Annotated in this window: 23 protein-coding genes; 9 read left to right on the forward strand and 14 right to left on the reverse strand. The window is 62.5% G+C overall.

Features of this window, described 5'->3' with window-relative positions; genetic code table 11:
- Nucleotide 1: 1 nt before the first annotated feature.
- The 3 genes from gatB to NKH16_RS02785 form a co-directional block, all read right to left on the reverse strand.
- On the reverse strand, nt 2-1,501 hold the full coding sequence (gene gatB / locus NKH16_RS02775; RefSeq protein ID WP_352746739.1) for an Asp-tRNA(Asn)/Glu-tRNA(Gln) amidotransferase subunit GatB: 1,500 nt from the start codon (nt 1,499-1,501) through the stop codon (nt 2-4).
- Nucleotides 1,502-1,690: 189 nt separating this feature from the next.
- Nucleotides 1,691-2,122: a CBS domain-containing protein gene (locus NKH16_RS02780; RefSeq protein ID WP_352451102.1), complete on the reverse strand. Its 432-nt coding sequence runs from the start codon at nt 2,120-2,122 to the stop codon at nt 1,691-1,693.
- Between the two features lie 100 nt (nt 2,123-2,222).
- On the reverse strand, nt 2,223-2,993 hold the full coding sequence (locus tag NKH16_RS02785; protein ID WP_352746737.1) for a rhomboid family intramembrane serine protease: 771 nt from the start codon (nt 2,991-2,993) through the stop codon (nt 2,223-2,225).
- A gap of 392 nt (nt 2,994-3,385) precedes the next feature.
- Here NKH16_RS02785 and NKH16_RS02790 point away from each other — a divergent pair, with 392 nt between their 5' ends.
- The 3 genes from NKH16_RS02790 (at nt 3,386) to NKH16_RS02800 (ending at nt 5,622) form a co-directional block, all read left to right on the forward strand.
- Nucleotides 3,386-4,024 (forward strand): PAS domain-containing protein, encoded by a 639-nt coding sequence (locus NKH16_RS02790; RefSeq protein ID WP_352451104.1) that lies wholly within the window; start codon nt 3,386-3,388, stop codon nt 4,022-4,024.
- Between the two features lie 117 nt (nt 4,025-4,141).
- Nucleotides 4,142-4,759, forward strand: coding sequence for a PilZ domain-containing protein (locus tag NKH16_RS02795; protein WP_352746735.1), 618 nt, complete (start codon nt 4,142-4,144; stop codon nt 4,757-4,759).
- Between the two features lie 263 nt (nt 4,760-5,022).
- Nucleotides 5,023-5,622, forward strand: a complete 600-nt coding sequence (locus tag NKH16_RS02800; RefSeq protein WP_198023528.1) for a transglutaminase-like cysteine peptidase — start codon at nt 5,023-5,025, stop codon at nt 5,620-5,622.
- A gap of 301 nt (nt 5,623-5,923) precedes the next feature.
- Here the strand turns inward: NKH16_RS02800 and NKH16_RS02805 are convergent, their stop codons facing one another.
- Entirely contained in the window at nt 5,924-6,820 is an 897-nt protein-coding gene (locus tag NKH16_RS02805; protein ID WP_352702383.1) for a LysR family transcriptional regulator, read from the reverse strand.
- 96 nt (nt 6,821-6,916) lie between these two features.
- Here NKH16_RS02805 and NKH16_RS02810 point away from each other — a divergent pair, with 96 nt between their 5' ends.
- Both NKH16_RS02810 and NKH16_RS02815 read left to right on the forward strand, forming a co-directional pair.
- On the forward strand, nt 6,917-8,104 hold the full coding sequence (locus NKH16_RS02810) for an MFS transporter (protein WP_352876768.1): 1,188 nt from the start codon (nt 6,917-6,919) through the stop codon (nt 8,102-8,104).
- 30 nt (nt 8,105-8,134) lie between these two features.
- Nucleotides 8,135-8,881: an SDR family oxidoreductase gene (locus tag NKH16_RS02815; protein ID WP_352746730.1), complete on the forward strand. Its 747-nt coding sequence runs from the start codon at nt 8,135-8,137 to the stop codon at nt 8,879-8,881.
- Nucleotides 8,882-8,938: 57 nt separating this feature from the next.
- Here the strand turns inward: NKH16_RS02815 and NKH16_RS02820 are convergent, their stop codons facing one another.
- Complete coding sequence (locus NKH16_RS02820) at nt 8,939-9,466, reverse strand: gamma carbonic anhydrase family protein (protein WP_352746728.1); 528 nt, start codon at nt 9,464-9,466, stop codon at nt 8,939-8,941.
- An 18-nt stretch (nt 9,467-9,484) separates the two neighbouring features.
- Nucleotides 9,485-9,829 (reverse strand): DUF6949 family protein, encoded by a 345-nt coding sequence (locus tag NKH16_RS02825; RefSeq protein WP_352746725.1) that lies wholly within the window; start codon nt 9,827-9,829, stop codon nt 9,485-9,487.
- Nucleotides 9,830-9,948: 119 nt separating this feature from the next.
- Between NKH16_RS02825 and NKH16_RS02830 the strand changes: the two genes are divergently transcribed.
- The gene (locus NKH16_RS02830) at nt 9,949-10,680 is read left to right on the forward strand and encodes a hypothetical protein (protein ID WP_352746724.1); all 732 of its coding nucleotides are present in this window, start codon (nt 9,949-9,951) and stop codon (nt 10,678-10,680) included.
- A gap of 264 nt (nt 10,681-10,944) precedes the next feature.
- Here NKH16_RS02830 and NKH16_RS02835 read toward each other — a convergent pair whose 3' ends face one another.
- Together NKH16_RS02835 and cysE are read right to left on the reverse strand one after the other, a co-directional pair.
- Nucleotides 10,945-11,148, reverse strand: coding sequence for a DUF3126 family protein (locus NKH16_RS02835; protein WP_023674799.1), 204 nt, complete (start codon nt 11,146-11,148; stop codon nt 10,945-10,947).
- A 211-nt stretch (nt 11,149-11,359) separates the two neighbouring features.
- A complete protein-coding gene (gene cysE, locus NKH16_RS02840) occupies nt 11,360-12,208 on the reverse strand; it encodes a serine O-acetyltransferase (protein WP_352746722.1) in 849 nt (282 codons plus the stop codon).
- A 159-nt stretch (nt 12,209-12,367) separates the two neighbouring features.
- On the opposite strand from cysE, the gene NKH16_RS02845 reads away from it, so the two are divergent.
- On the forward strand, nt 12,368-12,982 hold the full coding sequence (locus NKH16_RS02845; protein WP_352746720.1) for an HD domain-containing protein: 615 nt from the start codon (nt 12,368-12,370) through the stop codon (nt 12,980-12,982).
- 42 nt (nt 12,983-13,024) lie between these two features.
- On the opposite strand, the gene NKH16_RS02850 is transcribed toward NKH16_RS02845, so the two are convergent.
- The 4 genes from NKH16_RS02850 to NKH16_RS02865 form a co-directional block, all read right to left on the reverse strand.
- Nucleotides 13,025-13,453 (reverse strand): hypothetical protein, encoded by a 429-nt coding sequence (locus tag NKH16_RS02850; protein ID WP_352746718.1) that lies wholly within the window; start codon nt 13,451-13,453, stop codon nt 13,025-13,027.
- Between the two features lie 80 nt (nt 13,454-13,533).
- Nucleotides 13,534-14,301, reverse strand: coding sequence for an alpha/beta fold hydrolase (locus NKH16_RS02855; RefSeq protein ID WP_352746715.1), 768 nt, complete (start codon nt 14,299-14,301; stop codon nt 13,534-13,536).
- 20 nt (nt 14,302-14,321) lie between these two features.
- Entirely contained in the window at nt 14,322-14,885 is a 564-nt protein-coding gene (locus NKH16_RS02860; RefSeq protein WP_352620826.1) for a DUF192 domain-containing protein, read from the reverse strand.
- Nucleotides 14,886-14,904: 19 nt separating this feature from the next.
- Complete coding sequence (locus NKH16_RS02865; protein WP_502894980.1) at nt 14,905-15,501, reverse strand: cold-shock protein; 597 nt, start codon at nt 15,499-15,501, stop codon at nt 14,905-14,907.
- 215 nt (nt 15,502-15,716) lie between these two features.
- Here NKH16_RS02865 and gloA point away from each other — a divergent pair, with 215 nt between their 5' ends.
- Nucleotides 15,717-16,157 carry a lactoylglutathione lyase gene (gene gloA / locus NKH16_RS02870; protein WP_023674793.1) on the forward strand — a complete coding sequence of 147 codons (441 nt, stop codon included), beginning with the start codon at nt 15,717-15,719 and terminating at the stop codon, nt 16,155-16,157.
- A gap of 78 nt (nt 16,158-16,235) precedes the next feature.
- On the forward strand, nt 16,236-16,529 hold the full coding sequence (locus NKH16_RS02875) for a DUF2218 domain-containing protein (protein WP_254817703.1): 294 nt from the start codon (nt 16,236-16,238) through the stop codon (nt 16,527-16,529).
- An 8-nt stretch (nt 16,530-16,537) separates the two neighbouring features.
- On the opposite strand, the gene NKH16_RS02880 is transcribed toward NKH16_RS02875, so the two are convergent.
- Entirely contained in the window at nt 16,538-17,110 is a 573-nt protein-coding gene (locus NKH16_RS02880) for a DUF1697 domain-containing protein (RefSeq protein ID WP_352898285.1), read from the reverse strand.
- Nucleotides 17,107-18,363 (reverse strand): threonine ammonia-lyase IlvA, encoded by a 1,257-nt coding sequence (gene ilvA / locus NKH16_RS02885; protein WP_352898287.1) that lies wholly within the window; start codon nt 18,361-18,363, stop codon nt 17,107-17,109. Before ilvA ends, NKH16_RS02880 begins: the two co-directional genes overlap by 4 nt.
- Nucleotides 18,364-18,438 lie beyond the last annotated feature (75 nt).

Here is an 18,438-nt window from a genome sequence, read left to right on the forward strand (position 1 = left end):
CCTACTCGATCCCGAGCTTGGCCTTGACCAGCTCATTGACCGCCTGCGGATTGGCCTTGCCGCCGGTCGCCTTCATCACCTGGCCGACGAACCAGCCGGACATGGTCGGCTTGGCGCGCGCCTGCTCGACCTTGTCCGGGTTGGCCGCGATCACCTCGTCGACCGCCTTTTCGATGGCGCCGGTATCGGTGACCTGCTTCATGCCGCGGCTTTCGACCAGCTGACGCGGATCGCCGCCCTCGTTCCAGACGATCTCGAATAGATCCTTGGCGATCTTGCCGGAGATGGTGCCTTCCTTGATCAGGTCGATGACCGCGCCAAGCTGGTCGGGTGAAACAGGAGCGTTTTCAATGTCCTTGCCGGCTCTGTTCAACGCACCCAGCAAATCGTTGATGACCCAGTTGGCGGCAAGCTTGCCATCGCGACCAGCGGCCACCTTCTCGAAATAGTCGGCGACCGCCTTTTCCGATACCAGGATCGAGGCGTCGTAGGTCGACAGGCCGAGCGAGGTGATCAGCCGCGCCTTTTTGGCGTCGGGAAGTTCCGGCAGGTCCTTTGCCAACTCGTCGACATAGGCCTGGTCGAATTCCAGCGGCAGAAGGTCGGGATCGGGGAAATAGCGGTAGTCGTGCGCTTCTTCCTTGGAACGCATCGAGCGCGTTTCGCCCTTGTTGGGGTCGAACAGCCGCGTTTCCTGGTCGATCTTGCCGCCGTCCTCGAGGATGGCGATCTGGCGGCGCGCCTCGTAGTCGATGGCCTGGCCGATGAAACGGATGGAGTTGACGTTCTTGATCTCGCAGCGCGTGCCGAATTCACCGCCGGGCCGGCGTACCGAGACGTTGACGTCGGCGCGCAGCGAGCCTTCGTCCATATTGCCGTCGCACGTGCCGAGGTAGCGCACGATGGTGCGCAGCTTGGTGACATAGGCCTTGGCTTCATCGGCGGAGCGCATATCCGGCTTCGAAACGATCTCCATCAGCGCCACACCGGAGCGGTTGAGATCGACATAGGACATCGTCGCATGCTGGTCGTGCATCGACTTGCCGGCGTCCTGCTCCAGGTGCAGGCGCTCGATGCCGACCTCGATGTCCTCGAATTCGCCCTGCCGGTCCGGGCCGACCGAGACGATCACCTTCCCCTCGCCGACGATCGGCTGCTTGAACTGCGAGATCTGGTAGCCCTGCGGCAGGTCGGGATAGAAATAGTTTTTCCTGTCGAAGACCGATTTGTGGTTGATCTCGGCCTTTAGGCCCAGCCCGGTGCGGATCGCCTGCTTGACGCATTCCTCGTTGATGACCGGCAGCATGCCGGGCATCGCCGCGTCGACCAGGCTGACATTGGCGTTGGGCGCGGCGCCGAAAATGGTCGAGGCGCCGGAAAACAGCTTTGCCTGAGAGGTCACCTGCGCGTGGACCTCGAGGCCGATGATGATCTCCCAGTCGCCGGTGGCGCCGGGAACCAGGCGCTTGGCGTCGGGCGTGCGGGTGTCGATAATGCTCATAAGGGCCTGCATATTGAAATTGCGGATATGCGAGAACGCATATTTTGATGTGCAACTTCGCTAGTGCAAACCGCCAAAAGAGACAAGCGCAAAGCCGCAGGCGCCGACGCGGCACAGGCCCGCACCTGCCGCGACGAACTGCGATAGCAGCTTGAAAAATCGACCTGTCGGCAACCCGGCCGCCGTCACCTATGCCGTGGCGATGTAGGCCCTGATCTCCTCGGCCTCGCGCTCGACATCCTCGATGCGGCGCTTGACCACGTCGCCGATCGACACGATGCCGTCGAGCAGCCCGTTCTTTTCCACCGGCAGATGGCGGAAGCGGCCCTTGGTCATGATCTCCATGACCTCGTTGACGGTGTGGTTCTCATTGCAGATCTTCACCTTGGGCGTCATCGCCGAGCGGATGGCAAGGTCGAGCGCCGCCGCCCCCTCCTTGGCGAGAACCCGCACCACATCGCGCTCGGAAAGAATGCCGACGATCTTGTGATCGCCGTTGGTGATGACCAGCGCGCCGATCCTGTGTTCGGAAAGCATGCGGATGGCTTCGCTGAGCTTTTCGTTCGGCCCGAGCGTCACCACGCCGTGGCCTTTTGCCTCGAGAATTGCCTTAACAGTCATGGCGTCCTCCTCTGCATTTCCTGCCGGCTCCTGCCCTGGCCGGCTTTCCCTGGGATGAACATGGTGCGCCGCGATCGGTTGCTTTTCAAGTGCGGCGGTCTCAGGTCTCCGGCTCGTCCGCCTGCCGGGGCACCTGCTCTCGTCGATCAAAAAACCGCAGGCCGAAGAAGCCGGCAAGAAAGCCGCCAATATGGGCTTCCCAGGCGATCTGGCCGTCAATGCCAGGCGCCAGGCCGAAGAGGCCGGTCGCGAGGTTGATCACCATCCACATGGCGAGAAAGGTGACGACGCCGCGCGAGCGCAGCACCGCCGCCATCGGCAAAGGCCGGCCGGCGAAGGCGGCCTTGCCCGACGAGCGGTCGATGCGGAAGCCGTAGCGTGCCGCCGCGCCCATCATGCCGGAAATCGCGCCGGAGGCGCCGACCAGCGGCGCCTCGCCAAGCGGGTGCATGGCCCAGAACAGCGCCACCGCCGCCAGTCCGGTCGCGGCGAAGAACAGGCTGAAGCGCAGGGCGCCGAAGCGGTTGGCCAACGGTGAGCCGAAGGCCGCGAGCCACACCATGTTGATGGCAAGATGGGCAAAGCCGCCATGCAGGAAGGCATATGTAAAGGGCCGAGAAAACAGGAACCAGTCGAAGCCGTATTGGCCAGTGTAGAGAACAGGAATGAAGGCCCCGTCGTACAATAGTGTCAGCTGCTGGTCTTGGCTAAGCACATACTGCTGCATCAGAAAGACGACGACGCAGATGGCGATCACCGCCAGCACCACGGGCGGCAGGTTGAACACCGGCTCGCGGCGCTGCTCCGGTTCGCGGGCGACAGGCCCACCCTGGCCCTGCTCGATCTCCGATGGGCTTTCTGGGTCGCTCATATGGCTTGCACTCAGTCGCTGGATTGGACTTGGCGAGCATGTAGATCACGGCCAACCGAATCACAAACGGCGAATCAGCAGCCCCGAATCAAAAAAGAAGCCGTCCAAGGTTTCCCTTGAACGGCTGGTCGAGCCCCCTTGCTCCCCCTGAACTCTTGACTGAAGTGCTGCCGATCGTCGCAAAACGACCGCTTCTGGAGTGGTTTTGGTGTGCCACAGGGCTGGCAGGCGCGCAACGTAAACCAGTTGTTAACCTTAACCGCCCCGACCCGTGAACAAGTATTAACGATGCTGGCACGCATCCTGCTCCGCAACGCATGTAGGTCTTCGGAGGGCGCCCTTCTGTTCACCGATGGGACATCAGAAGACAGAATGCGCGGAGCAGCATTAGCATGAACCAGACCGGATCGATCACGCTGTTCCATTATTGGAACCGGTTGCGTGACGGACGCCCTGCCCCGAAGCGCTCGGAAGTCGAACCGGCCGATATCAAGTCGCTGCTGGCCGACACGTTCATCCTGGAAAAGGACACGCGCGGCGAAGCGGTGTTCCGGCTCGCCGGCACCAGGCTCTGCGCGGTCTATGGCCGCGAACTCAAGGGGTTTTCATTCCCTTCGCTGTGGCGTGAAAAGGACCAGCGGCTGATTTCGAAGCTGACCGATGGTGTCTTCGACCTGAAATCGGTGATGCTCATCACCTATGAGGGTTTCAGCCGCAACGGCCGGTCCAACAGGTTCGAGCTGCTCGCGCTGCCGCTCGACGGCGGTGTCGAGAGCCCGCGCTGCCTCGGCGTGATAAGCGCCGTCGAAAAGCCCTTCTGGCTGGGCGCCGACCCGGTTCTCGACGCGTTGATCGATTCGATCCGTGTCGTCGATCCCGACAAGGAGCCGATGTTCCCGGGGAACCGGCCGGCGATAGAGGTTCCCTCGCTCGCCCCATCGGAATTCGACCCACCCGAGACGATTTCGGCGCTCGGCCAGGCCCGCCGCATCCGTCACCTGGTCGTCTTCGACGGCGGACGCGAGGAATGATGCCCAAAGCTTAAAGCAACAGCGCCGGGCTTTCCCCTTTGTTAACCTGCTTTGTTGTAGTTTTCCGCTGAAATTCCCCGCATCCATGCGCGGAATGCCGAACGGGGTATGGCAGTGATGAGGTCAGCGGCGGTCGACCATGCGCTGTCCCAAGCTGAAAGGCGTAACTTTCAGCGCGTCCGCGTGAAAATTTACGGACGCTTCATGCTGGAAGACCGCACCGAACATCCCTGCCAGGTGGTCGACATGTCGCCCGGCAACGTTGCGCTGCGCACCGAGCGCGCCGGCCTGGCGGGCGAAAAGGTCATTGCCTATATCGATCACATCGGCCGCATCGAAGGCGTCATCACCCGCACGCTGCAGGATGGCTTTGCGATGACCGTCATTGCGTCGGAGCGCAAGAGGGACAAGCTCGCCGCGCAACTGACCTGGCTTGCCAACAAGCACGAGCTCGACCTGCCGGAAGACCGCCGCCATGAACGCGTCGCGCCGCGCAACCCGACGAGCGTGCTGCAGCTTGCCGACGGACGGCAGTACCAGTGCCGCATCATCGACCTGTCGCTGTCGGGCGCGGCGATCGAGATCGACGTCAAGCCGGCCATCGGCGTCCAGGTGACGCTGGGCACCATGCGCGGCCAGATAGTGCGGCATTTCGAAGATGGCGTCGCCATCGAGTTTGCCGTCATCCAGCGGCCGGAAACGCTCGATACCGAATTCAGCTCATCGCGCGGCTGACGCGGAAGCGTTAGCACTATCGGGAAGAGAGGCTGGCGATCCTTCGCGCCCCCCCTCTGTCCCGCCATCCTGGCTGTTCGAACGGTGCGACGAAGCATGGGAACATGCCCGGCTGGAATCCTTAAACAATTCTATATTCAATTGCGTCAAATTTTATGTTTATTCTATTGGCGTTTTACTTAATGTCTACTTCGCACTTTTGCGTCAAATAAATCCAGTCGTGTCATTGTCTCCTCAAACGGGGAGACTGAATAATGAACAGGATGAGGGGCAAGCTGTTGCTGGCGGCAATAGCGATGCAGCTTTTCGGTTGGGGGACTGTAAACGCGGCGGAGCCGGCCTTCATGCACACCGGCGGCCGCACCACGCAGCCGGTCGGACACTACGAATTGTGCCAGCAGCTTCCGCAGGAATGCAATCAGAGGACGCCTGGCCGGGCACCCGTCGAGCTGACCCGCAAGCTGTGGGCAACGATCGTCAAGGTCAACAATTCGGTCAACAGCAGGGTCGCGCCGCGCACCGACATGGAAATGTGGGGCAAGGAGGAAGTCTGGTCCTTTCCCAATAGCGGCTTCGGCGACTGCGAGGACTATGCGCTGGAAAAGCGCCGCGAGCTGATGAGCATCGGCGTGCCGGCCGGCGATCTGCTGATGACGGTGGTGCGCCAGCGCAATGGCGACGGCCATGCGGTGCTGACCGTGCGCACCAGCCTTGGCGAGTTCATCCTCGACAATCTCCAGCCCAAGGTGCTGTCCTGGACCAATACCGGCTACACCTACCTGAAGCGCCAGTCCGAGCGGAATTCCGGCGCCTGGGTGACGATCAACGACGGCCGCTCCGACGCGGTCGCCAGCGTCCGCTGAGGGCGCCAAGGCATGTCGCCCAAAAGTGCGTAGCGGTTTTGGGATAACGACATGCATAAAACAGAGGTTAAGTGCGTCGCATGACTTCGCGCTTTAGGAGAAACCCGGTCGAGTCCCCACCCTCCCCGTCCCCAACGACCGGGTTTAAGGAGCCGGCCCCGTCCCCGGGCCGGCTCCACCATTTCTGGCGGAACACATCTCGATACAGTTATCTCGGCTTTGCCTCCAACTGCGCTTCGTCATCCAAGCTGTCTCACGATCGTTTGTAGGATACGAGCTGCCGTTTGCCGTCGAAACGCTGTTACCTGCCCCTGATACGGAACGCGTCGACAAAGGCGGAAAACGCCGGAGAGGGATGGCGTCGGCTTGGATAGTACAGGTGGTAACCTTGGAACGTCGGGCACCATTTGGTGAGGACTTCCTGGAGAAGGCCACTCTCAATGTGTGGAAGGACGAGTTCACGCGGTAGATAGGCCAAGCCCACTCCGTCAAGCGCAGCCTGGATCGCCGGCCCCATGTTGTTAAGCGTCAGTTGCCCCTCGACCCGAGCACTGAACTCGCGCGCTCCTTCCCGCAATTCCCAGGCATAGACCGATCCTGACGTCGGCAGCCGGTAGTTGATGCAGTTATGGTCGGTCAGCTCCTGCGGCGTCTCCGGCGGTGTCCGGTGGGCGAAGTAATGGGGTGAGCCGACCACAGTGTAGGTCACGTCGGCTCCGATGCGCACGGCTACCATATCCCGGGCAATGGACTCGCCCAGACGCACGCCGGCATCGAACTGGCGCTCGACGATGTTGGTGAAGGCGTTGTCGACCACCAACTCGACATTGATATCGGGGAAGTCGCTCAGGAACTTTGGCAGCCGGGCGCGGAAGACAATGTCGACCGAATCGTCGGTGCACACTAGGCGAATGTTGCCGGACGGCCTGTCGCGAAGGACGCCGAGAGCGCTGACCTCAGCCGCGATGCCTTCGAAATGCGGTTCGATGCCTTCCTTGAGGCGTTGACCGGCCGCCGTCGGGGCCACGTCGCGCGTGGTGCGAGACAGAAGACGGACGCCAAGCCGCGACTCCAGCGACTTGATGGTGTGGCTAAGGGCCGAAGGAGTGACCCCGAGCTTGGCGGCTGCTCGGGTGAAGCTCCGCGTCCGGGTGATCTCCAGGAACGCGCGCATTTCGGCGAACTCGTCGCGTGGCATTGATGAGCCTCATTCACAACCACATCAAAATTATACCCGCTAGTCGCATTTGGCCAGCCCGACTACTTAGTTCGGGAACGGACAGGAGACTGCCTTATGACCATCGATTTCGTGCTGGACGAGGCCACTGCTGCTGACAGCGGGACGACCCCATGGTCTGCGGTGGTCTGCCTGTCGCTGCTGACCTTCCTTCTGGTCGGACTGGAGTTCCTCCCGGTGAGCCTGCTCACCCCGATCGCTCAGGATCTGGCCGTCTCCGAGGGTCAGGCAGGCCAGGCAATCGCGGTATCCGGATTCTTCGCCGTGGTTACCAGCCTCTTCGGCAACTCGCTGTTGCGAAACGTCGATCGACGGACGGTGGTTCTGGTCTATACGGCAGTGCTGGCCGCATCGAGCCTGGCGGTGGCGCTTGCTCCCAACTTCCTGGTCTTCCTGGCCGGGCGGGCGCTGGTGGGCATCGCGATCGGCGGTTTCTGGTCACTGTCGACGGCCATTCTGGCCCGCCTGGCCGCGGGACCCGACCTGCCCAAGGCCATTGCCTTGCTCCAGGGTGGCACTGCCTTCGCATTGGTGATCGCCGCGCCCGTCGGCAGCTTCCTCGGATCGCTGATCGGATGGCGGGGAACCTTTTTCGTCACTGTCCCCATCGGCCTTGCGGCGCTCGTGTGGCAGTTGGCCGTTCTCCCGAAGATGCCGCCGATAGAGATCGCCTCGGTGTCGAGCATGTTCGGCCTGCTGCGGAATCGCAGATTCGCCATCGGCATGGGCGCGACCGGGCTCGCTTTCATCGGGCAGAACGCGCTCTCGATCTATCTGCGGCCGTTTCTGGAAAACGTGACGGGCCTTGAGGTCAACACCCTCTCACTGGCTCTATTGGGCGTCGGCCTCGGTGGCGTGGCGGGACTGTCGATCATCGGCCTCATACTCCGGCGGCACCTCACAGCCGTGCTGATCGGGCTGCCGAGTGCACTCGCGGTCTTCGCTCTACTGCTGATTGCCTTTGGACCGTTTGCACGCGCCACGGACGGCCTGCTGGTTCTTTGGGGACTGTTCGCTACCCCGATCCCGGTGGCGTGGAACACCTGGATGAGCACGCTCATCCCTGAAGACCTGGAGGCCGGGGGCGGACTCCAGGTCGCCCTGATCCAGTTCGCGATCGCAGGCGGCGCTATTGCAGGAGGCCTGCTGTTCGACGTGGCCGGTTGGTGGAGCGCCTTCCTTCTCGCCGCGGTCCTGCTCACGGGCTCGGCCTTGCTCGCCGCCTCGGCCGGCCCCCGCACCTGAACTCTTCCAATTCTTGTCTAGGAGAATCTCATGTCCGAAGGAATCGAGAACAAGGTCGTCGTCATCACCGGTGCCAGCAGTGGCCTCGGTGAAGCGACGGCACGCCATCTTGCCGCACGAGGCGCTTCCGTGGTCCTGGGTGCACGGCGGTCACACCGCATCGACGCCCTTATCCAGGAACTGACCGCCGCTGGGCACAAAGCCAAGGCCGTTACTACGGACGTCACCGACGCCGGCCAGGTCCAGAATCTGGTGAACACGGCGGTCCGGGAATTCGGCCGCATCGACGTGATGCTCAACAATGCGGGCCTCATGCCGTTGGCCCCGCTCGAACGGCTCAAAGTCGACGAATGGGACCGGATGATCGACGTCAACATCAAGGGCGTCCTTTACGGCATCGCGGCCGCGCTTCCGTACATGAAGGAGCAGCGATCGGGGCACATTATCAATGTCTCGTCCGTATACGGCCATGTGGTCGACCCGGGTGCGGCGGTCTATTGCGCCACCAAGTTCGCGGTGCGTGCGCTATCCGAGGGTCTGCGGAAAGAGGTGAAACCCTACAATATCCGCACCACGGTGATCTCGCCGGGCGCTGTCAGCACAGAGTTGCTCGAGCATATCAGCGAGAAGGATATCCAGCAGGGGACCAGCGACTTCGTGAGCAAGATCGCCGTGGGGCCAGATACGTTTGCCCGAACGGTCGCCTTCGCGATCAACGAGCCCGACGACGTCGATATCAACGAGATCTTGTTCCGGCCGACCGCCCAGCCGGTGTGACTTGGAAGGGGTTATGCTTCGGTATCTCAAGGCGCGGCTCCGCCATTTCCGGGTCGGCTAGACCTTCTTCAGCCCCGCCCTGAACCGCCTGCCGTTTGCCACATAATGCGCGGCCGAGGCGCGCAGCCTGGCGACTGCGTCCTCGTCGAGCATCCTGACGACGCGCGCGGGCGAGCCGACGATCAGCGAATTGTCGGGAAATTGCTTGCCTTCGGTGACCAGCGCGCCGGCGCCGACCAGCGAGTTGTTGCCGATCTTCGCCCCATTCAGCACGATGGCGCCCATGCCGATCAGGCTGTTGTCGCCGATCGTGCATCCGTGCAGCAAGGCGCGATGGCCGATCGTGCAGCCTTGGCCGACGGTCAGCGGAAAGCCGGCGTCGGTGTGCATGATTGTGTGCTCCTGCACGTTTGTGTCGGCGCCGACGACGATCGGCTCGTCGTCGCCGCGGACGACGACGCCGAACCAGAAGCCGGCATTGCGGCCAATGCTGATATTGCCGATCAGGGTGGCATCGGGCGCGATCCAGTTGCTGTCGGCGTCCTCGAAGGCGGGCGCTTTTCCGTCAATCGCGTAGATCGGCATTGCTGTCTCCAGATCGTCTCACACCGACAAGCTGCCAGACCCTAGAAGCGAAGCCGCCCAGGACGCAATGGCGATCACCACCATGCCCAGCGCCAGCGCCCAGATGGTCGCCGTACAGCCGCAGGAGATCAGCCCCAGCACCGAGATGCGACGCTCGCGCCAGGCGTCCAGCGCCTCGTTGGCGAACATCAGCGGCCCGGCGCAAGCCGTCGCGGCGAGCGAGCGCAGCATGTGCTTCGACGATACATAGGGCTGGACGAAGGCAAGGCTCCGGCCGGCGATCAGCTCCATCGCCGATCCGGCCAGGCCGCAAGCCGTCAGCCCAGCCATAAAACTGAATATGATTTGTTCGACCGGGCCCATCTTTACCCTCCGTTTACCATGAAATCGCAAAGTCGCTTGCAAAAGCTGCGAAGCAAGAGCCGTGCCGGGCCGAGATGTGCCGCTCGGGCACACCCGATGGACGGTAAACGAGGGTCGCGATGAAGCAGGCAGCCGCCACAGAGGGCCCGCAACTCAGCGTCGTCGATTCGACGCTGATGAAGCGAGTGTTTTATGCGTTCGCGACGCTGGCGCTGCTTTCGGTGGCGATCAGCCTTGGCGGCAAATGGTTCGGCCGCTCGATCGCCATGGCCGGGTACACCGACGAAACCACGGTCCACAAGGTCGTCATCGGCAACAACGTCATCGCCGTGCCGGCCAATGTCATCCGCTTTGCCCAGGCCCGGCGCGACGGCATCGCCTCGCGACTCGACCTCTATCTGCGCTATCCCGAGATGGACGGCTACAGCGAGGCTGCCCGCAACGACTTCAACCACACCGGACCCAGCAAGGACATCGTCTTCCTGTCGTTCGAGCCGCAGATGATGTCGCGCGACATGAGCGGCCGCTTCGCGCCGATCTACAGCGCGCTGATCGCCAAGCCGGGTACGCCCGGCCCTGGCGGCACGACGCTTTACGCCTTCAGCGAAAAATCAGGCTATCTCGACGAAGTGCTGGCGGTGGCAAACCGCCCCGGCAAGGATCCGTTCGTCGCACGCTGCCTGAGCGGCCCGAGCGCCGACGAATCGCTGGCGCCCTGCGAACGCGACATCCTGGTCGGCGACAATCTCAGCCTTACCTACCGCTTCCCCCGGGAATTCCTGGGCGACTGGCAGGGGCTCGACGCGGCGATTTCTGCCGAAGCAGCGCGTGTGCTGAAGACCGGGCGGTAAGCAACGAAACGAGCCGTTCCGTAGCGATCCTTCGCGCCCCTCTCTGTCCTACCGGACATCTCCCCCACGAGGGGGGAGATCGGCCGTCATCTTGGCTTTCGCCAATCTCCAATGTTGCAGGAAGAGTGCAGCGCCGAGGCTGCCAATCTCCCCCTTCGTGGGGAGATGGCCGGCAGGCCAGAGGAGGGCGCTGTCCCGCCGCCGTCCTGTAAGGTTCCGTACCGCCGCAGCGCTTGAGGCGTAGCGGCCAGCTAAACTCCCGACTCAGGCCAGGTCGATGTCGAGGATCGCCATCGAGAAATTATAGTCCCCGTCGTCCTCGTCCTTGAAGACGATGCCAAGGAACTCGTCGCCGACATAGACCTCGGCCGAATCTTCCTTGCGCGGCCGCGCCTTCACTTCGAGTTTAGGGTTCTGGAAGGTGCGCTTGAAATAGGCGTCCAGCTTTCTGATTTCGTCCGGCTTCAACAGTCTTCTCCGATCGTCGCTTGCTAAAGTGCGTCGCGTCTGAAGAGACGATGCGACGCGCTTTAAATCTTGCTTCATGCATGTCGCTATCCCAAAAACCGCTGGGCACTTTGGGCGACATGCATTGGTGAGCGCGCTTCTGGCACGTCGACAATGGCCATGTAAAGGCAAGCCGGCATGGGGGGCAGGAATTCAGTCCCTGCCCGAGCACTCAGATGTCGAAGCTGACGACGTGGTCCATCGTCTGCGATGGCAACAGCTGGTCCATCTGCCGCGAAGGCTGGTCGCAGCCGGTCTCGCCGACGACGCGGGCCGGCACGCCGGCAACCGTCTTGTTGTGCGGTACCGGCGACAGCACCACCGAGCCGGCCGCGATCTTCGAGCAATGGCCGATCTCGATGTTGCCGAGGATCTTGGCGCCGGCGCCGATCAGCACGCCGTAGCGGATCTTGGGATGGCGGTCGCCGCCGGCCTTGCCGGTGCCGCCCAGCGTCACGCCGTGCAGGATCGACACGTCGTCCTCGATCACCGCCGTCTGGCCGACGACGAGGCCGGTGGCGTGGTCGAGGAAGATGCCCTTGCCGATGCGGGCAGCCGGATTGATGTCGGTCTGGAACACCGAGGACGACCGGCTCTGCAAATACAGCGCGAAGTCCTGGCGGCCCTGGTTCCACAACCAATGCGCCAGCCGGTGCGTCTGGATGGCGTGAAAACCCTTGAAGTAGAGCACCGGCATGATGAAGCGGTCGCATGCCGGATCACGGTCGTAATAGGCCTGGATATCGACGCGCACCGTCGTCGACCAGTCGTTGTCGTCGGCCGCCATCGCCTTGAACGTCTGGCGGATGAGGTCGGAGCCGATGTCCTGATGGGCGAGGCGCTCGGCCAGCCGGTGAATGACCGCTTCTTCCAGGTTTTCCTGATTGAGGATGGTCGAATAGAGGAACGCCGCCAGCAGCGGATCGCGGTTGACCGCTTCCATCGCTTCGTCGCGGATCGAACGCCAGATCGGATCTACCGGCTGCACCCTGGTGGGACGGGAAATCGTAACGCTGTTCATCTGATGTCTCCGGCCATCCAATGTCTCGGCCATCCAATGTCTCGGTTGGCGGCTTGCCTATTCTCCGGCCGCACCTATAAGCCAGATCATAGCACGGGTGAACTCAATTTTCCTTAGTGCTTCGTGAAATGGATTTGGTTGGCGGAATTTCAAGCAGCCATGGAAAACGCAACCTTGATGGACGAGACCCTGAAGCGCGAGCTTTCCGCGCTCTATGAGGCCGAAGATCGCCACTACCACGACCTTGGCCACATCGAGGCGATGCTGGCGCTGGCCAATGATTACAAGGCGTTGTTGCATGATCCTGAAGCAGTCGAGGCAGCGATCTGGTTTCACGACGCGATCTACGACAGCCGCGCCAAGGACAATGAGGCGAGGAGTGCCGCACTTGCCGAGGAAAAGCTCGCCGGTCGCGCCGATGCACAACGCCTCGGCCACATCGCGGCGATGATCACTGCCACCGCCGGCCACGAATTGCCGCCCCTTGGCGACCAGCATTCGGTTCGCGACGCGGCGCTGTTCCTCGACATAGACCTGGCGATCCTGGGTGCTGCGCCCGACGTGTTCGACGCCTACGAGCAGGCGGTTCGCCGCGAATATAAGTGGGTCGATGAGCCGATGTGGCGGGCCGGCCGTGCCGCAGTGCTAGAGGGCTTCCTCGCGCGTCCGCATATCTTCCACAGCGAGGAATTCCGCCGGCGCTTCGAAACCCAGGCCCGGCATAACATGGCGCGCTCGCTCAGGGCGCTGGGGCACAGCCCGCGCCGATCGTAGCCCGACGCGTCGGCCACTTGCGTCCGGAAGATTTGCCCGAAATCACGTAAACGCGCCTATGGTCGATGCCATGGCCCACAGCATAAACACCCCGGCGGCAAGCGACGCGCCGTTGACCACGATGCCAGCCAGGCCGAGCAAACGATTGTCGTTTGGACGACCCAGCGCCATCAGCCCGAAGACCGCGCCGGTAAGATGCGCCAATGGCCCGATCAGGAAAAATACCGCCATGAAGAAGCCTGTCACACTGTGCTGGATAAGCACGGACGCGTCGCTCGGCATTGCCATCAACGCGGTGATCGCTATCGCGCCTGCCACCAATGCAGCCAGCCCTAGAACAACGGACCATTCGCCGAACCTGCTTTTCGCAACGACGCCCAGCAAAGCGGCGTCGCTTCTTCCCCATTGTGCCATCGTACCCTCTGCCCCCTCGTTCAGCGCGTGGCGGGTTTGAACCGATCCACGCGTCACGCTTAGTTATCCCCGTATCGTTGCAAAACCGCTAAGAACCCCAGCTTCAGGCCCAATGGCCGCTTTTGGGGAGCCATCCGTCAAAACCGATGCTCGGCATAAAACTCCAGCACGCGCTGCTTGAAGGTCTTGTCGCCGACCGCCAGCATATGGTCGCGGCCTTCGATGTGAAAAGCCCTGGCGTTGGGCATCAAAGCGGCGAGTTCATCCGGCGAGCCGCCGATGTCGTCCTTGGTTCCCACCGCAATCAAGGTCGGCTGGGCAATGCGGGCAATGTCGGCCTCGCTCAGCAATTCGCGTGAGGTGGCGATGCAGGCGGCGAGCGCGCGGCGATCGCTGCGGGTCTGATCGGCGAAGGCGCGGAACGAGCGGCCGCGCGGATCGCTGGTGCCTGCCGGATCGTCGGCCAGAAGGGCGTCGGCTATCGGATCCCAGTCGCCGACGCCGTCGATCATGCCGATGCCGAGACCGCCGAAGACCAGCGTCGCCACCTTCTCCGGGTCGGAGAGCGCCAGGAAGGCCGATATGCGCGCGCCCATCGAATAACCCATGACATGAGCGCGTTCGATGCCGAGATGGTTCAAAAGCGCTGCCGCGTCCGACGCCATTTTTGCCGGCGTGTAGTCGGCTTCGTCATAGCTCTTCGACGACGAGCCATGGCCGCGATTGTCGAAGGCGATCGCACGATAGCCGGCGTCGTTCAGCGTCTTGAACCAGCCGGGCGACACCCAGTTGACGTAATGGCTCGAGGCAAAGCCGTGGATCATCAGCACCGGATCGCCCTGCCCCGATGCCGGCTGGCGGTCAAGGAAAGCAAGGTCGAAACCGTCATGTGAGAAGAACTGCATCGGCCGAAGATCCTGCCCGCTCAGTCGGAATCGACACTCGGCGCATCGCCCTTGTCGGGCGGCGGCATGGCCGGCCCCGGCGCCGTGCCGATGGCCGGATGGCGCAGCAGGTCGCCGTCCTTAATGCCCTTTTTGGCGGCCGTGCCCGCCTTGAGCTCGAGCACGAAGCGCACCGGTTCGTCCGGCGAGATGATCGCCTCCGACTGCGGCTCGCCTTGCTCGATTGCCCGGATCCGGCCGTCCTGTCCGACGAAGATCAGGTCGAGCGGCATCGGCGTGTTCTTCATCCAGAAACTCACATCCTGCGGCGCGCCGAACACGAACAGCATGCCGTGATTGTCGGCCATGTGCCGGCGGAACATTAGCCCGGCTTCGCGCTCGGCGGGCGTGTCGGCGATTTCCACGGAAAAAGAACGCTCGCCGGCCTTCGTCACCGCGACCAGCGGCGCCGGGTCGACGGGAAGGATCATCGCCTTGCCGTCGGCGGAACTCGGTTGCTGAAAATAGAAGAACGCACTTGCGGCGACGATGAGGAAAATCCCGGCGCAGAGCGCGCCCGCGGTCACCCGGTTCCTGTGAGCCATATGAAATCCTCGGCCGGAACTAATGCGAGACCGGCAAGGTACCCATATCGGGGTGAATTTCGGCAGCCATAAGGCCTTTGTCGCCGCGTCCGAAGCGGACCAGCACCACCTGGCCCGGCCGGAGTTCGGTGATGCCGTAGCGGCGCAGCGTCTCCATGTGGACGAAAATGTCCTCGGTGCCCTCGCCCCGGGTCAGAAAGCCGAACCCCTTGGTGCGGTTGAACCATTTGACCAGCGCCCGTTCGAGGCCGCTTTCCGGCGTCACCGCAACATGGGTGCGCTGCTCCTGCATCTCCGCCGGATGCACCGCCGTGGTGACATCCATCGAGAGCACGCGGAAGGCCTGCAGCCCGCGCTCGCCCTGCTTGACTAGGCAGACGACACGGGCGCCTTCCAGGGCGGTCTGAAAACCGTCCTTTCGAAGGCATGTCACATGGAGGAGGATGTCGCCCGAAGTACCATCATCGGGAAGGATGAAACCGTAGCCCTTGGCCACGTCGAACCATTTGATGGCGCCGGCGATTTCGACGAGATCGGCCGTATCGGCGCTCTCATCCCGCTTCAACGCATCTTTACCGGCCCCGTCCCGCCCCATGAAAGAGGCCTTTTCCCCCATAAGAACGCCCCCTTTTTTCAACAAACACCGCAACTGATTCTTGGTATCAGATTAACACCGCGGCTTCCGGTGTGTGCAAGACCTGACGTGCCTTTTTTCACGGTTCCATACAGGAATAGCGGATTTGCCGTTTTGCGGCGCCGGCAAACGTGGCCAATTGCCCTTTGGCCGGGCCGCCCCTATGTTGCGCCGCAACGCAACATAAGGAGGAAATCATGCGCTATCTGCACACCATGGTCCGTGTCGCCGACATCGATGCTTCGCTCGATTTCTACTGCAACAAGCTTGGCCTCAAGGAAGTGCGCCGCCATGAAAACGAGCAAGGCCGCTACACGCTGATCTTCCTCGCCGCCCCCGAAGACGAGCAAAGCGGCATCAGCGAGAAAGCGCCGCTGGTCGAGCTGACCTACAATTGGGACCCGGAAGACTACAAGGGCGGCCGCAATTTCGGCCATCTCGCCTATGAGGTCGACGACATCTACGCCACCTGTCAGCGGCTGATGGACAATGGCGTTACCATCAACCGGCCGCCGCGCGACGGCAACATGGCGTTCGTCAAATCGCCGGACGGCATCTCGATCGAGCTGTTGCAGAAAGGTCCGGCCAAGCCGAAGGCCGAGCCGTGGGCGTCGATGCCGAACACCGGCAGCTGGTAACCGATCACGCCATCTTGAACGGACGCAGGCGGGCCCTGGTTCGGTTTTCGCGTCCGCATTCCCAAGGAGAATTCATTCATGCCGGCCAGCCATGTCGACGTCGCCACCGAACATGCCAGCCGCTATCTGCAGCAGCTGTGCAAACATTGGGCGCACAAGTTTCCCGTCGAATTCGACCCGAACCACGGCACCATCGATCTGACGCTCGGCCGCACGGTTCTCGATGCCGACCCGGCTGCGCTGCACATTGCGGTGACGACCGATGAAGCCGGCTCGCTCGAGCGCCTGGAAACGGTCGTCGCCGAGCACATCAAACGCTTCGCCTTCCGTGAAGAGCTGGCATTCGACTGGAAACGCGCTCCGGCCGCGTAGACGACCTGTCAACCGCCGGCCTTGGCCATGTCCAGCAGCATCAGCACGGTGCGCCAATTGCGCGCCGTGCCCGGCACCTTCAGAACGCGCGGAATGAGATTGGCAAATACCGATTTGCCGAGCCCGTCAGGCGCATGCAGGTAGAGCACGTCGCCCTTGATCTCGAAGCGTTCTGGCCCGGTGCATTTTTCCGCCAGCCGGGCGACCTCCTCGGCGGTCGGCCGGCGCTCCAGCGCATAGGCATGCAGCTTGGTCGGCTCGCCGGCCACTTCCGGATAGGGATTGTCCGCCGCCAGCCGCTCGAGCCAGCCGATATCGCGCACCATGATGCGTGAATGGAACCCCCATTTCTTCTCGAATTCCGCTTCCAACCGCTTGGTCAGCGTCGCCGCATCGCCATCTGGCGACCGGAACACGGCGTTGCCGCTCTGCACATAGGTGGCGACATCGGAGAAGCCGAGCTGCTCCAAAAATGACCTGAGTTCCGCCATCTTGACGATGCGGTTGCCGCCGACATTGATGCCGGAAAACAGCGCGATAAAAACGTTCGCCGGAGCGTTCGGAAGATCGTTGCTGCTCATATGATGAACCCGGCGAGCGTCTCGTTGTCTGTGATGTCCTGGTAATGGACGCTCTCGGCGTCGAAATTCGCCTTGAGCAGGTCGAAATTGCGGCGGTCCTTGGTTTCGATACCGATCAGCACCGAACCGAAATTGCGCGCCGATTTCTTCAGATATTCGAAGCGGGCGATGTCGTCGTCGGGACCCAGCAATTCGAGGAAATCGCGCAGCGCGCCGGGCCGTTGCGGAAAGCGGATGATGAAGTATTTCTTCAAGCCCTCGAAGCGCAGCGCCCGTTCCTTCACATCCGGCAGCCGCTCGAAATCGAAATTGCCGCCCGACACCACGGCGACGATGGTCTTGCCCCTGATTTCCTTCCTGGAAAAATCCTTGAGCGCATCGATCGCCAGCGCGCCGGCCGGCTCGAGCACGACGCCCTCGACATTGAGCATTTCGATCATGGTTGCGCAGAGCCGGTTTTCCGGGATCAGCCGCACGGTGTCGGCGGCAAACTCCCTGAGGTGGCGCAGCGGCTCGCGGCCGATCTCGGCCACCGCCGCGCCGTCGACGAAATTGTCGACCTTGGCGAGCTTGACCCGCTTTCCGGCGGCGAGGCTCTCGCTCAGGCTCGGGGCGCCGGCCGGCTCGCAAAAGACGAAACGTGTTTCTCGCTGCTGGTCGGCGAAATAATGGGTGACGCCGGCGGCCAGGCCGCCGCCGCCGACCGGCAGCATGACGATATCAGCCATGCGCGCACCGGGCATCTGGCCTGATATCTCGTAGGCGACGGTCGCCTGCCCTTCGATGATGTCCTTATGGTCGAACGGCGGCACCATGTGTGCGCCGGCAGTTTCGGTGAATTCGAGTGCGGCGCGGTAGCAGTCGTCGAAGAAATCGCCGACCAGCCTGATCTCGACGAATTCGCCGCCGAACAGCCGCGTCTTGTCGATCTTCTGCTGCGGCGTGGTCACCGGCATGAAGACGACGCCCCTCTTGCCGAAATGGCGGCAGACGAAGGCAAAGCCCTGCGCATGATTGCCGGCCGAGGCGCAGACGAACAGCTCGGCCTGATTGCCGGCGGCGAGCGTCTTGCGGAAGAAGTTGAAGGCGCCGCGGATCTTGTAGGAGCGCACCGGCGTCAGGTCCTCGCGCTTCAGCAGCACCCGCGCGCCGGTTTTCTTCGACAGATAGTCGTTTTCCTGCAGCGGCGTTTCCGGTAAGATCTCGCGGATCGCCGCAGCGGCAGCAGCGACGCGAGAGGAGAAACTGGTCATGGCACGAGCACCCCACAGGCTACGCGAGTTCGGTCCCGCTATTGCATATCTGGCCTCGTGAAGCCATTGTCCGGC

The sequence above is a fragment of the Mesorhizobium sp. M1307 genome (assembly GCF_040318155.1).
In the GTDB taxonomy this organism is placed as follows: Bacteria; Pseudomonadota; Alphaproteobacteria; order Rhizobiales; family Rhizobiaceae; genus Mesorhizobium.